Genomic DNA, 13355 nt, shown 5'->3' on the forward strand with positions numbered 1-13355 from the left:
AACGAGGAAACAGTGACCAACCCCGATACCAGTTTCACCGCCAGCTCTGTCCGACTACAGACCCTCCTTGAGAATGCGAAAGAGGGGCGACTTCAGCTGCCTGACTTTCAGCGCAGCTGGGTGTGGGACGAAGAGCGTATCCGGGGCCTGATTGCTTCCATTTCTCGGGGGTTTCCAGTTGGTGCCGTCATGACCCTGCGTACAGGCGGTGCAGTGGACTTCAAGCCACGGCCGTTGGAGGGAGCACCCGCGGCTGCGGCTGATGAGACGCCCGACTCCCTCTTGCTTGACGGTCAGCAACGTCTCACATCGCTGTACCAAGTGCTGGTCCGCAAGCAGGTCGTGGCGACCTTGACTCCGAGGCGCCAGCGGGTAAGAAGGTGGTTCTATCTCGACATTGAGAAATGCCTGGACGAAGCCGGGGATCGTGATGAGGCCGTTGTCATCCTTCCCGAAAGCCGACGGGTGACGTCAGAGTTCGGGCGGGTAGTCGAACTCGATCTCTCCACGCGTGAGTTGGAGTTCGAAAACATGATGTTCCCACTGACCTCGGTCCTCGATTACGCCGACTGGCAAACGGCGTTCGTAATGCAATACAGCGGCACTGCGGACTTCCAAGCTCGGTTCCAGCGACTGAACGAGTTCCATGAAAGGGTCATCAAGAACTTCACGGCGTACCTCGTGCCGCAGATTGAACTTTCGGCGTCTACAAGTAAAGAAGCGGTCTGCGTCGTTTTCGAGAAGGTGAATACCGGCGGTAAGGCGCTCGATGCATTCGAACTCATCACCGCTATGTATGCAGCCGACGGCTATGAGTTGCGAAAAGACTGGTTTGGCACAGAAGAGGGCGAAGGGCGGCATGGCAGACTGCGCGCAGCAATGCGGCTGCCGTCAGCGGCGGAGGGCGTGCTCTCCGGGGTCGGGAACACCGACTTCCTGCAAGCGATCTCGTTGTTTCACACACGAGACTTGCGTGAATCCGCGAAGGGAGAGGGCAAGACGGGCAGAGAGCTCCCTCAAGTCTCCGCGACCAGGCAGGTCCTGCTCAATCTCCCGTTGGACGCGTACAAGCAGTACCAGCACCGCGTCGAAGAGGGCTTCCTCTCAGCCGCCAAGTTCCTGATCCAGCTCGACATCTACCGAGTGAAGGACTTGCCCTACCAGAGCCAAGTTGTCCCACTTGCTGCGATTCTCGCCGAGCTTGGTCGAGATGCCGACTCACCGGCAGCCATCGAGAAGATTCGTCGGTGGTATTGGAATGGCGTTTTCGGTGAGCTATACGGCTCGTCCACTGAGACGCGAATCGCGAAGGACTTCATCGAGGTTGTGGACTGGGTGCGCGGTGGTTCAGAGCCCTCGACAGTGCGCGACGCAACGGTACGAGCCGATCGTCTGGATACGATGCGCATGAGACTCTCTGCCGCCTACAAGGGAGTGAACGCACTGCTCATGAACCGCGGGGCAGAGGACTTCCGTTCGGGTCAGACATTCAGTCACACGATCTTCTTTGATGAGAACGTGGACATCCACCACATCTTTCCGCAGGACTGGTGCAAGAAGACGGGCATCCCGAAGCAGGTCTACGACTCGATCATCAACAAGACCCCACTTACAGCCCGGACCAATCGGATCATCGGAGGCATCGCACCGAGCGAGTACCTCGCGCGCATCGAAGGCGACGGTGCTGAGCCTGAGGAAGTCAATAGCAGGCTGCGGAGTCACCTCGTAGACCCGGCTCTGCTGCGCACCGACGACTTCGAGTCGGCGTTCCGAAAGCGCCGCAATGAGCTTGTGGTTCTGATCGAGAAGGCAATTGGAAAACCTGTAATCATCACAGAAGCTCCCGAAGCCGATGGGGACTTCGATGAGGACCCCACTGAAATCGAGGACCTCGGTTCCGACGCCTTGTGAGAAGTCATCCCGCTCGACCGGCTAATGCTCACGAATCCTGGCCCACACCGTGCCACGGTGGATGCCGAACTGCCTCGCCAGCGCGTTCACGCTGACGCCGCTCGCTCGGGCTGTTCGCATAGCGTCCACTTCGCTGTCCGTGAGGCGTGTTCGAGGTCGCTTACTTGGTTCCGCCGACGCGTCGATCAGGGGGTCGTCCGGCTCTCCGACAGGGGTGGCATCCTCGCGGATGCCCTGATTCCACGCGGAAACTAGCCTCTCAACCCGTGGTCGCCTGTTCCCATAGTGCTCCATTGCGCCCACCGAACGAGAAGCCCGAGATTCTGCGGTACAGCCCAGGTCTCGGGCTTCTTCTTTGCCGCGATGCACACACAGTGCACACACAGCAGGGCAGGGCTCGGGGCACGAATAGACCCCGGCCGACCGTTAGCGCGGCCCCGGGGCGTGACGCCAGCCCCAAGGAGGCCGACGTGCCGTTCATGCCAATCACCCCAACCCAGTTCTACGCCCTGCTCGGGATGATGACCCCCATGCTCGGTAGCACGTGCCGGCACGGGAGCCATCCGCATCAACTCTGACGAACCAGCGATGACGCAGTGCGAGTGGACGTCGACTCGGCCGGATGAGTGCAACTGTCGCACGCAGGTCTCGGCGACCAGACGATTTATCGCGGAGTCCATGCATTGGGCGTCTCGCGGGAGTAGGAATCTGGGCTGCCCAGGCCGACATCGACGCCGGACGGCGTGAATAACTTCAACTCCCGGCCATGATGAGGCACGTTGCGATCGCGTGACCGATGACTCGACCTGTCTTGTCGGTGATCTCCGCTTCGGCGGTGGCTGTGCGTCGTCCGATGGTTACGACGCGTCCTTCGCAGGTGAGGGTGCCGCTGTCCAGCGTGGCCGCGCGGGTGAACTTGATTGTCAGGTCGAGGGATGTGTACGCGGTACCGGCCTTCAGCTTGGTGTGCACCGCGCAGCCGAGGGCTGAGTCCGCGAGAGTCGCCAGGATGCCACCGTGCACGGTGCCGATCGGGTTGTAGTGCCACTCCTCGGGCGTGAGTTCGAAGACAGCGCGACCGTCGTTGACCTCGACCAGGGCCATGCCGAGGGTCTCGTTGATCGGTGGCGGCGGGAACTTGCCATCTCCCAGTCGTTCGAAGAAGTCAATCCCATCGAGCTCTTGGGCAGCTGTGGCGAGGAGTTGGGGATCGGCCCACGCGTAGGTGCGTCTGCGCACTGCTTCGGGTTGTTCGGATGTCGTGTTCTGGGGCATTGAGGTCTTTCGAGTTGATGGTGATGTGCACGCCGCTGGCGCATCAGTTCGGTTCGATCAACGGGGCCCTCGTCACGGTTGCGCCAGGGTCGGGTAGTCGATGTAGCCGCGACTTCCTCCCGAGTACAGCGTGTCGGGATCGATCTGGTTGAACGGTGCGTCGAGGCGAAGGCGCTCGACGACATCGGGGTTGGCCAGTGCCCACCGGCCGAGCGGAGCGATGTCGGCCAGTCCGGCCTCCAGGTCGTCGGCGATCTGATCGCGCTCGCGCCCGTAACGCACGACCAACAGGGCGCTCGGCCACAGCTCGCGTATCGAGCCCAGCAGCTCGTCGTCGCCGGCATGGTGGACGTGGAGGTAGGTCAGATTCAGTGGCGCCAGTTCGCTGACCAAGTGGCGGTACTGTGCGCGGGTTGCTTCCGCGCCGCCTTCGTCGAGTGCGCCGAGAGGGAAACCGGGGGAGATGCGGATGCCGGTGCGTTCGGGTCCGATCGCGTCGGCGACCGCCCTGGCGACGTCGACGACGAAGCGTGAGCGATTCTCGATCGAGCCGCCGTATTGGTCGGTGCGCTGGTTCGAGTTCGGGGCGAGGAACTGGTGCAGCAGATACCCGTTGGCGCCATGGATTTCGACACCGTCGGCACCGGCTTCGATCGCCGAACGGGCAGCGTGCACGAACTCGGCGGCGACTCCGCTGACCTCCTCGGTGGTCAATGCCCGCGGTGTGGGCGTCTTCTGCATGCCGCTCGGCGTGAAGAAGTCCTGGTCGGCAGAGATAGCCGAGGGTGCGACCGGTTCACGGTGGTGCGGGGTGTTGTCGGGGTGTGCCAAACGGCCGACGTGCATGAGCTGGATGAACAGGTGGCCCGCGGCCTCGTGGACCGCGCGAGTGACGCGCTTCCAGCCGGCAATGTGTTCTGGGGTGTAGATCCCGGGCGTATTGAGGTAGCCCTGACCGTCGGCCGAGGGCTGGGTCCCCTCGGTGATGAGTAGACCCAGCGAGGCGCGTTGGGCGTAGTAGTCGGCGGCGATCTCGGCGGGAGTTCCGTCATCGTTTGCGCGGTTGCGGGTCATCGGAGCCAGGGCGAGGCGGTGAGGTAGGGAGATCGTGCCGAGGGTGAACGGTTCCCAGGCTGCGGGGCTGATGGTCATGGAAAGTCCTTCTGAAGTGGGGGAATCGGGTGAATCGGGTCTGGACTGGTCAGCGGCTCAACTGGGGGTAGAGCACCTCAATCGGCTGAGCGAGACCGGCCTTGACGTCGGCACTGAGTTGGTCGGCGAGGATCTCGTAGGCGTCGTCCTCAAGGCCGTCGTACGCGCTGCGCACGACGTCGGCAGGGTCGTTCTTCGGCCCGGCGACACCAGTCGTCATGGGGGTGTCTGTGTATCCCAGGTGCAGTGACGCGACGTGGATGCCTTCAGCTGCCAGCGCGAGACGCTGGGTGTTGGTCGCCGACCACAGTGCAGCCTTGGTGGCGCTGTAACCGTCGCCGATGCCGTACCAGCTCAGCACTGACAGCACATTGAGCACGATCCCGCCGCTCGTGCGCAGCGCAGGTAGGAAGGTGTTTGTGACGTCGAGTGCTCCCCAGAAGTTGGTTTCGAAAAGTTCGCGTGCGGCGATCAGGTCGCCCATCACGCTGGAGCCGTTGGCGCCGCCGGCGTTGTTGATCACGACGGTGACATCGTCGGCCGTCGCGGCGGCCGACGTAACGGAGGCGTGGTCAGTCACGTCGAGCCTCAGGGGCGTGATGCTCGGATCGCCCCATTCGCGGGGGTTGCGGGCTGCGGCGTACACCTTGGTGGCGCCCCGCTCCAGTGCTTGGTGGACGAAATGTGTTCCGAGGCCGCCGTTGGCGCCGGTCACCAGGACGACCGCGTTGGTGAGAGTGGGCATGGTTTCTCCTCTTCGGGCCCGGAAGCTCCACGTGAGTTGGTGTTTCCAACGTACTGGGGTTGGTTTGTTTTTCCAACTCAACTACGATTGGACCATGGGATCACAGGTGCGTGAGTGCTCGGTGGCTCGAACGCTCGAGCTCGTCGGCTCGAAGTGGACCCTGCTCATTGTTCGCGAGCTGCTCTTGGGGAGCCATCGGTTCGAGGAGATCGTTCGGTTCACCGGCGGACCACGGGACATCCTCACCGACCGGCTGCGCAAGCTCGAGGATCATGGGTTGGTGGCCCGGGTTCAGTATGAACAGCGACCTCCGCGGTTCGAGTACCACCTGACCGATCTCGGGCGGGCCCTCACGCCAATTGTTGCCACAATGCGGGAGTTCGGCGACCGTCACCTGGTCGGAGAGGGTGGCCCGCCGCTGCGACTCGATCACTCCTGTGGCTCGGAGTTCCATCCGATACTCGCCTGCAAAGCCTGCGGTGAAGCAGTGCGAAGCGGCGAGGTTGGGATCGCAAGCGACTCCGCCTGATCGGTTCAGCAGGGAGCCTTGCTCCACCGAGTAGGTCGGCAATTCCGATTCACACTGTAACTCCAGGCTTCCCCACCGGAGCCCCATCTCAGTCAAGCTCGGCAACGACCCGAGCAAGCGCCCCACCGGCGAATCTGGGTGTCGCGCCGCGTTACAGCCGCAGGCCGGGCTTTGGCCGTCTGGCCGCGCTCTCAGCGCTGACGACGGAAGAGTTGCTCCTGGGCGACGCTCACCACGAGTTCTCCGGCCGGGGTGTACAGACCGCCCGAGTACAGGCCGCGTCCACCGAGCACACGATTGGGCGCAAGATCGAGCAACAGCCAGTCGTCGGCGCGCGCCGGTGCGTGGAACCACAGCGCGTGGTCGAGGCTCGGGCCGAGGCGATCGACGTCCGTCTCGAAGCGCACGATGCCGGCCGAGATGTCTGAGAAGTAGGTCAGTGCCGCAGCATGGAGCAGGGTGTCATCACCGAGGTCGGCCAGGCATCGGCCCCAGATGCGCTCGGGAATCCGGGTGCGCGGCGCAGACTCGCTCGTTTGGGCCACCTCGAACGAGAACAGGCGCGGCATGCGTTCGGTGTGGCCAGGACCGGGCACGTCCGGTGCCGCGATGGGCTGGACGTCCAGCCCCTCCTGTTCGAGGGCGAAGGAACAGGACAGGTTGAGGATGACCTCTCCGTTCTGGACGGCCACCACGCGGCGAGCCGAGAACGAGCGGCCATCGCGGTCGCGGAAGACCTCGAGCACCAGTGGTCGCTTCGGGTCGCCGGCGCGCAGGAAATAGGCGTGAAGCGAATGCGCCGGCCGATCCTCGTCCACGGTTCGGCCGGCGGCCACGAGTGCCTGGGCGAGGACCTGCCCACCGAACAGGGAATGCGGCTCATCGAACACGTAGTTCGCCCGGAACAGGTTCTGCTCGATGCGCTCGAGGTCGAGCATGTCGGCCAGAGCCTGAGGGCCGGCCTCCAAGATCTGCTGGGTCAGCTCTTGCCACAACTCTGCCCGGTTCATCACATGCACATTGTGCCGATCCCGGTGACGGAGAACCGTCACCGGGATCGAGAAGGTCACTCAGCCGCGCGGGCCGGGCAAGGATCAGGCCTCGGCGCCGACCGGGGAGAAGGCGCCCTCGCGGACGGCCTCCATCGCCTTGGTCCACGTGATGAGCTGGTCCAGCGCCGGAGCGAGGGCCTCGGTGGCCGCCGGTCCGGGGGTGAAGGTCGCGAAGTTCTCGAAGTCGTGGAAGAGCGAGAACTGGACCGAGGCGCGCACGTGCGCGACCTGCATCTCCGAGAGGATGCCGCGCAGGTGCTCGACCGCGCGGGCACCACCGGCGGAGCCGTAGGACACGAAGGCGGCGGCCTTGTTGTTGACCTCGGAGCCGAGGTAGTCGAGGGCGTTCTTCAAGGCACCGGTGATCGAGTGGTTGTACTCGGAGACGATGAAGATGTAGCCGTCGAACTCCGACATCTTGGCCGACCAGGCCTGTCCCTCGGCCGTCTGCGGGGCGCCCCACGACGGGGGAGTGGCCTCGGCCCAGACGGGCAGATTGAAGTCTGCGATGTCGACGACCTCGAACTCGGCTGCGGCGTGCTCGGCGGCCTGGGCCTTGACCCACTCGGCGATGGTCAGGCTCTGGCGGCCGGGGCGGACGGAACCGGTGACGATGGCAATCTTGGTCATCTGTACTCCTTGACGAGCACGCTGTCGCGTGAAGCTTGGTCATCGAACGGGGTGGCTCGATGATCTGGTTGACGCTTCAACAATATGTCAGTGTCGGCACTTCCCCAATCCGAACGGGTGTGACGCACGCCACCCTCGGGGTAGGGCACAGATTTGATGCGGTGTTAGCAATCCTGCTAACGTTGTTAGCAGCGGGTGAGTACCACCCGAGACATCCATCCACGTCAGAGGAGAGCGACATGACCGCCACCCCCGCTTCGAAGTCCACCGCCGCGAAGACCACCGCGACCAAGGCGACGACTGCCAAGACGACGACTGCCAAGACCACCGCCGCGAAGGCTGCCGACAAGACGACCGAGGTCAAGGACGAGGTCAAGACCACTGCCGCCCAGGCTGCCGACAAGGCGACCGCGGTCAAGGACGAGGTCAAGACCACCGCAGCGAAGGCCGCCGACAAGGCTGCTGACACCGCCGCCGAGGTCAAGGCCACCGCGACCCGCGCCGCCAACAAGGCTGCCGACAAGGCCACCGAGGTCACCGGCGAGGTCAAGGCCGACGCCAAGGCCGCCGTGGCCACCCTCACCGAGGTCAAGGACGAGGTCAAGGACGCCGTCGTGACCATCTCCGACACCATCGAGGACGCCTTCACCCAGATCCGCGACATCAGCCGCGAGGCCGGCGTCAAGATCGGCAACCGCACGATCGACTCCTACGAGTCGAACGCGACCCGCCTCTTCGACCTCGAGCGCTCGCTCGTCGACAACATTCCGGTTCCGACGGCCAAGCGCGTTGCCACCGCTCAGGTCGACCTGGTCGAGAGCCTGACCGCGCGCGGCACCCAGGCAGCCCGCAAGCTCGTCAACAACTGACGCAGACCTTGCGCCGGTCCAGCCGGCAAAAGACAGGAGCCCGGCCACGATGTGTGGTCGGGCTCCTGCCTTGTTCCCTGAACTATTCGTCGTCGTCCCAGTCCGTGGCCGAGTCTCCGACCTCGGCCGGGGCGTTCGCCTTGGCCGAGTCGTTGCCGCGCACGAACGCCGAGTACATGTCGATCAGGGCAGAGCGTTGGGCCGGAGTCAGCCGCGGGTCCGACGCGATCTCCGCCAGCGTGCCCCCGGCCTCGGCCGCCGCACTGCGCTGGCGCGTCGAGGTCCGAGCACGCAACACGTCCGCGGAGGTGTCGAGGTTCTTGGCCAAGGCCACCAGCACCGCGTCCGACGGGTACCGCAGCCCCCGCTCGATCTGCGAGAGGTAGGGCCCGGAGATGCCGGCCATCTTCGCCAACCGACGCACCGGGATCGCCGCTGCCTCGCGCTGTTGGCGCAACAACTCACCCAGGGTGACGCCCTTGGGCGCATGTTCTTCCATGCCTCCACCCTAGGTGCGAGCGCCGGGTGCATCCGCCGCGAGGTGCGTGGGGTGGCTTCAGCCGGCCAGGGGCGCCGGCTCGTCGCCCTCGCGCACCTCGGTGATGGCGTGGCGCAGTTGCCGGAAGCGTTCGACGGCCACCAGAGTGCCGACCTGCACCTCACGCATGCGCTGGGGCGCATCGACCTTGAGGGGGTTGACCAGTCGGAAGCCGGGGAGGTTGTCACGCTCGGCCGCCTTGAGGTTGTCGTTGAACGCGGCTCTGAGGCCGTCGCCGAGCAGGTCCAGGGCATGTCCGCCCGCGCTGAGGACGCGGTCCAAGGTCACGAACCCGTGGATCATTCCCGGGTAGTGGAGGTGCTGGAGGGTGACTCCCGCCTCCTGGAGGCGCTGCTTGTAGGCCAGCCCCTCGTCGCGCAGCGGGTCGAACCCGCAGGTCACCAGGATCGTCGGGGCCAGCCCGGTGAGGTCCTCGGCGTGGAGAGCGGTCTGGCTGGGATCGGTCAGGTCGTTCACCTTCGAGATCTGCGCAGTGATCCAGTCGACGCGTTCGGGCGTGAGCAGCCCGATCGCCACCGGATCGGTGTTGTGGGCATGGGGGTTGTCGGTGACCGGATAGATGAGCACCTGGGCCTTCAACTCCAGACCCCGGTCGCGGCACGTCTGGGCCACGACCGCGGCGATGCCACCGCCGGCCGAATCGCCGGCCACCGCCAGTCGCGCAGGGTCCCCGCCCAACTCGTCGGCATGTTCGGCCAGCCAATCGACCAAGGCCTGACAGTCGGCCCGACCATCCTGGAGCCCATACTCGGGGGCCAGCCGATACTCGACCGTCACGACGATCGCATCGGTGCGGCGAGCCAGCGCCCGGGCCGTCGCGCCGGCGGTGTAAAGGTCACCGAACACGAATCCACCGCCGTGGAAATAGGCCACCACCGGTAGGCCGGAGGGCTTCTTCCGGGGGACGTAGGCGCGAATGCGCAGCGGGCGCACGTCGGGTCCGGGGATCTCGCGCTCGATGACCGAGGCGACCTTGTCGCGCGTGGCGAACGCCTTGACGGCCAACTGCCAATCCCGACGTAGGGCGTCGACGGTGTCCGAACCGGAGTGCCGCGGGGGTGGGACGATGCTCATGGCGAGCAGGAAACGACGGGCCTCGAGGTCAGGACGCTTCGCGACAACGGTCACGACAGCCACCTCCACATCAGCAGGGTCAAGGATCACGACCCCGTGATCAGCGATAGTCTACGTGAGACGTTAGCCACGCGGTAGCAGTTGGCTAACGGTTGTGTCGCGAAATGATCACAGCAAGGGGCCTGTCATGCGCACACTGTCCGAGGAGTACCTGCTCATCGCCTGGGACGATCAGACCGGGCGGCCGCGGGTCGACAGCACTCACCTCTCCGGTGGGCTGGCCGGAGCGGTGTTGCTCCAGTTGGTCCTTGATGGGTACCTCGCGATCAACGAGGCCAACCCCAAGAAGCCGGTCCTTTCCAGGACCCAGGTGACGTGCACCGATCCGCTGCTGTTGCAGGTGATCGACCTCGCAGACGGGCGTACTCCCAAGGCCGCCGTGTCCCGGGTGGCCGGGTTCACGACGTTCCGCAACCGTATGAGCGACCTCAAGGCGGCCATGTTCGAGCGGCTCGAACGCGACGGCGTGCTCGAACGCGGGCGCCGCCGGTTCGCCGGGATCTTCCCCGTCACGACGTACCTGCCGAAGGACCCTCGAATCGAGGCCGAGATCCGGCAGCGACTCGATGCCGCACTCTTGGGCATTCAGGAACCTGAAGAACGCACCGCGGCCCTGATCAGCCTGCTCTCGGCATCCGCGCTCCTCGAGCGTGGGTACCCCAGGGAGCAGCGCAAGGCGGTCCAGGCCCGGGCCAAGGAGATCAGCGCCGGTGACTGGGCGAGCCAGGCGGTGCGCCAAGCCGTCGATGAGGTGGTCTCGGCCGTCATCGCGGCCACGACGGCGGCAACCGTGGCCGCCTCCTCGTGACCCAAAGACCGGAGCGCGGTGGGGCCGGCGGATCGGGCTAGGATCGTCAGGCCGTGGCACCACGCCCACGTCCCACCGCACCACCGAGGAGAACCCGTGTCAGCCCAGCTCACCGTGAACGTCGCCGGCGACGAGCGAACGGTCGATGTGGGCACCACTGCCGGGGAGCTGTTCCCCGACGTCAAGGGGCTGCTCGTCGCGCGCGTCAATGGAGAACTCCGAGACCTCTACCACCTCGTCGGCCAGGGTGACACGGTCGAGCCGGTGACCGCGGACGAGCAGGACGGCCTCGACGTGCTGCGCCACTCGGCCGCCCACGTGCTCGCCCAGGCGGTCCAGCAGTTGCACGACGACGCCAAGCTGGGCATCGGTCCGCCGGTGCGTGACGGGTTCTACTACGACTTCGACGTCGACGAACCGTTCAGCCCCGAGGACCTCAAGTCCCTCGAGAAGGCGATGCAGAAGATCATCAACGAGGGTCAGACCTTCGTGCGTCGTGACATCGATGACGAGGATGCGCTCGTCGAACTCGCCGGTGAGCCGTACAAGTGCGAACTCATCGGGCTCAAGGGAGGCGCGGCCGGCGAAGCTGCCGAGGGCGCGTCCGTGGAGGTCGGCGGCGCCCAGCTGACGATCTACGACAACGTGCGTCGCGACGGCTCCGTGGCGTGGGGCGACCTGTGCCGCGGCCCGCACGTGCCGACCACCAAGGTCATCGGCAACGCGTTCAAGCTGATGCGCTCGGCCGGAGCGTACTGGCGCGGGTCCGAGAAGAACCCGATGCTCCAGCGCATCTACGGCACCGCGTGGCCGACGAAGGACGACCTCAAGGCCTACCTGCACCGCCTCGAGGAGGCGGAGAAGCGTGACCACCGCAAGCTCGGAGCCGAGCTCGATCTGTTCTCCTTCCCCGAGAACATCGGGCCCGGGCTGCCGGTGTTCCACCCCAAGGGTGGGGTCATCAAGCGGGAGATGGAGGACTACGTCCGCCGCCGGCACATCGAGGAGGGGTTCCAGTACGTCGGGACACCGCACATCGCCAAGGAGGCGCTGTTCTACACCTCCGGGCACCTGCCGTACTTCGCCGAGGGCATGTTCCCGCCGATCGACGACGACGGACAGGCCTACCGCCTCAAGGCGATGAACTGCCCGATGCACAACGAGATCTTCCGCAGCCGCGGGCGCTCCTACCGTGAGTTGCCGCTGCGGTTCTTCGAGTTCGGCACGGTGTACCGCAACGAGAAGTCCGGTGTGCTGCAGGGCCTGACCCGCGTGCGCTCGATCACCCAGGACGACTCGCACAGCTACGTCACCCCGGAACAGGCCCCGGCGGAGATCCGTCACCTGCTCAACTTCATCCTCGGGCTCCTGCGCGACTTCGGCCTGAATGAGTTCTACCTGGAGTTGTCGACGCGCGACGACGCCGGCGACAAGTCCGAGAAGTTCATCGGCTCGGACGAGGAGTGGGCCGAGGCGACGCAGACGCTGCGCACCGTGGCCGAGGAGACCGGCCTCGAGCTCGTGCCCGACCCGGGCGGAGCGGCGTACTACGGCCCGAAGATCTCGGTCCAGGCGCGCGACGCGATCGGCCGGACGTGGCAGATGTCGACGATCCAGTACGACTTCAACATGGCTCGCCGTTTCGAGCTCGAGTACCAAGCCGCCGATGGCACCCGCCAGTGCCCGGTGATGATCCACTCGGCGAAGTTCGGTTCGATCGAGCGGTTCATCGGCGTGCTCGTCGAGCACTACGCCGGGGCGTTCCCGGTGTGGCTCTCGCCGGTGCAGGTGCTGGGGCTGCCGGTGGCCGAGGAGTTCGAGGCCTACCTGGCGGACGTGCTCGCCCAGATGTCCGTCCAGGGCATCCGCACCGAGCTCGATGACAGCGACGACCGGTTCCCGAAGAAGATCCGCAACGCGAGCAAGTCCAAGGTGCCCTTCACGCTCATCGCCGGTGAGGAGGACCGTGCCAAGGGGGCGGTGTCCTTCCGCTACCGCGACGGGTCGCAGGAGAACGGCGTGCCGATCGACGAGGCCATCGCCAAGGTGCTGGAGGCCATCCGCACCAAGGCACAGGTCTGACCCCGCGCGCATGGCACCGGGGGACGAAGCGGACTTCGCCAGGCGACCCATCGAGGACGCCGGCGAGTTGGTCGGCGTCCGCGACGGGTTCGAGCGGCTGTGGACCCCACACCGCATGGCCTACGTCACGGGCGAGCGACCCACCGATGAGGCCGGTGACGGGTGCCCGTTCTGCGTGGCACCGCTGAAGGACGACGCCGACGGCCTGGTGGTGCATCGCGGGGAGCACTGCTACGTCGTGATGAACGCGTTCCCCTACAACGCCGGACACCTGCTCGTCTGCCCCTACCGGCACATCTCGGGGTACATCGAGATGACCGACGACGAGACCCGCGAGTTCTCCGCGCTGACCAAGGCGGCGATCAACACGCTGACGGTGATCTCCCGCCCGCACGGCTACAACATCGGCATGAACCAGGGCTCGGTGGCCGGTGCCGGGGTGGCGGCGCACCTGCATCAGCACGTCATTCCGCGCTGGAGCGGCGACACGAACTTCCTGCCGCTGGTCGCCCAGACCAAGGCGATCCCGGTCCTGATCGAGGACGTGCGGGCAGCGCTGGCCGCGGCCTGGGCGGGCGAGTCACCCGACCAGGCCTGACCTGCCCGTCA

General features: G+C 65.5%; 13 protein-coding genes. 6 read left to right on the forward strand and 7 right to left on the reverse strand.

Annotated elements, in window-relative coordinates; translation table 11 throughout:
* The first annotated feature begins 12 nt into the window (after positions 1–12).
* Complete coding sequence (locus KD1_RS00775) at positions 13–1911, forward strand: DUF262 domain-containing protein (RefSeq protein ID WP_068396061.1); 1899 nt, start codon at positions 13–15, stop codon at positions 1909–1911.
* Positions 1912–2664: 753 nt separating this feature from the next.
* Here KD1_RS00775 and KD1_RS00780 read toward each other — a convergent pair.
* From KD1_RS00780 to KD1_RS00790, 3 genes are all read right to left on the reverse strand, one after another.
* Positions 2665–3150, reverse strand: a complete 486-nt coding sequence (locus KD1_RS00780; RefSeq protein ID WP_245627220.1) for a PaaI family thioesterase — start codon at positions 3148–3150, stop codon at positions 2665–2667.
* Between the two features lie 108 nt (positions 3151–3258).
* A complete protein-coding gene (locus KD1_RS00785; protein WP_068396068.1) occupies positions 3259–4338 on the reverse strand; it encodes an alkene reductase in 1080 nt (359 codons plus the stop codon).
* A gap of 49 nt (positions 4339–4387) precedes the next feature.
* Entirely contained in the window at positions 4388–5083 is a 696-nt protein-coding gene (locus KD1_RS00790; protein ID WP_068396071.1) for an SDR family oxidoreductase, read from the reverse strand.
* A gap of 94 nt (positions 5084–5177) precedes the next feature.
* Here KD1_RS00790 and KD1_RS16070 point away from each other — a divergent pair, with 94 nt between their 5' ends.
* Positions 5178–5612 (forward strand): winged helix-turn-helix transcriptional regulator, encoded by a 435-nt coding sequence (locus KD1_RS16070; RefSeq protein ID WP_083541865.1) that lies wholly within the window; start codon positions 5178–5180, stop codon positions 5610–5612.
* Positions 5613–5803: 191 nt separating this feature from the next.
* Here KD1_RS16070 and KD1_RS00800 read toward each other — a convergent pair whose 3' ends face one another.
* Both KD1_RS00800 and KD1_RS00805 read right to left on the reverse strand, forming a co-directional pair.
* A complete protein-coding gene (locus tag KD1_RS00800; protein ID WP_068396077.1) occupies positions 5804–6622 on the reverse strand; it encodes an acyl-CoA thioesterase in 819 nt (272 codons plus the stop codon).
* Between the two features lie 84 nt (positions 6623–6706).
* Positions 6707–7294, reverse strand: a complete 588-nt coding sequence (locus KD1_RS00805; RefSeq protein ID WP_068396080.1) for an NADPH-dependent FMN reductase — start codon at positions 7292–7294, stop codon at positions 6707–6709.
* A gap of 239 nt (positions 7295–7533) precedes the next feature.
* Between KD1_RS00805 and KD1_RS17120 the strand changes: the two genes are divergently transcribed.
* A complete protein-coding gene (locus tag KD1_RS17120) occupies positions 7534–8163 on the forward strand; it encodes a hypothetical protein (RefSeq protein WP_068396081.1) in 630 nt (209 codons plus the stop codon).
* A gap of 82 nt (positions 8164–8245) precedes the next feature.
* Here KD1_RS17120 and KD1_RS00815 read toward each other — a convergent pair whose 3' ends face one another.
* Together KD1_RS00815 and KD1_RS00820 are read right to left on the reverse strand one after the other, a co-directional pair.
* Positions 8246–8662: a helix-turn-helix domain-containing protein gene (locus KD1_RS00815; RefSeq protein WP_083541866.1), complete on the reverse strand. Its 417-nt coding sequence runs from the start codon at positions 8660–8662 to the stop codon at positions 8246–8248.
* 57 nt (positions 8663–8719) lie between these two features.
* Complete coding sequence (locus KD1_RS00820) at positions 8720–9850, reverse strand: alpha/beta hydrolase (protein ID WP_068396084.1); 1131 nt, start codon at positions 9848–9850, stop codon at positions 8720–8722.
* 133 nt (positions 9851–9983) lie between these two features.
* Here KD1_RS00820 and KD1_RS00825 point away from each other — a divergent pair, with 133 nt between their 5' ends.
* From KD1_RS00825 to KD1_RS00835, 3 genes are all read left to right on the forward strand, one after another.
* Positions 9984–10664: a GOLPH3/VPS74 family protein gene (locus tag KD1_RS00825; protein WP_068396087.1), complete on the forward strand. Its 681-nt coding sequence runs from the start codon at positions 9984–9986 to the stop codon at positions 10662–10664.
* A gap of 96 nt (positions 10665–10760) precedes the next feature.
* Positions 10761–12746: a threonine--tRNA ligase gene (gene thrS / locus KD1_RS00830; RefSeq protein ID WP_068396089.1), complete on the forward strand. Its 1986-nt coding sequence runs from the start codon at positions 10761–10763 to the stop codon at positions 12744–12746.
* A 10-nt stretch (positions 12747–12756) separates the two neighbouring features.
* Positions 12757–13344, forward strand: coding sequence for an HIT family protein (locus KD1_RS00835; protein ID WP_068396092.1), 588 nt, complete (start codon positions 12757–12759; stop codon positions 13342–13344).
* Positions 13345–13355: the final 11 nt, after the last annotated feature.

Origin of the sequence: Kribbia dieselivorans NBRC 106261, assembly GCF_001552435.1 — a bacterium.
GTDB lineage: Bacteria > Actinomycetota > Actinomycetes > Actinomycetales > Dermatophilaceae > Kribbia > Kribbia dieselivorans.

Bases quoted from the DNA above. Each gene is read 5' to 3' on its own strand.
- KD1_RS00785 (WP_068396068.1), bottom strand. From the start codon at position 4,338: ATGACCATCAGCCCCGCAGCCTGGGAACCGTTCACCCTCGGCACGATC.
- KD1_RS00790 (WP_068396071.1), bottom strand. From the start codon at position 5,083: ATGCCCACTCTCACCAACGCGGTCGTCCTGGTGACCGGCGCCAACGGC.
- KD1_RS16070 (WP_083541865.1), top strand. From the start codon at position 5,178: ATGGGATCACAGGTGCGTGAGTGCTCGGTGGCTCGAACGCTCGAGCTC.
- KD1_RS00800 (WP_068396077.1), bottom strand. From the start codon at position 6,622: ATGAACCGGGCAGAGTTGTGGCAAGAGCTGACCCAGCAGATCTTGGAG.
- KD1_RS00805 (WP_068396080.1), bottom strand. From the start codon at position 7,294: ATGACCAAGATTGCCATCGTCACCGGTTCCGTCCGCCCCGGCCGCCAG.
- KD1_RS17120 (WP_068396081.1), top strand. From the start codon at position 7,534: ATGACCGCCACCCCCGCTTCGAAGTCCACCGCCGCGAAGACCACCGCG.
- KD1_RS00815 (WP_083541866.1), bottom strand. From the start codon at position 8,662: ATGGAAGAACATGCGCCCAAGGGCGTCACCCTGGGTGAGTTGTTGCGC.
- KD1_RS00825 (WP_068396087.1), top strand. From the start codon at position 9,984: ATGCGCACACTGTCCGAGGAGTACCTGCTCATCGCCTGGGACGATCAG.
- KD1_RS00835 (WP_068396092.1), top strand. From the start codon at position 12,757: ATGGCACCGGGGGACGAAGCGGACTTCGCCAGGCGACCCATCGAGGAC.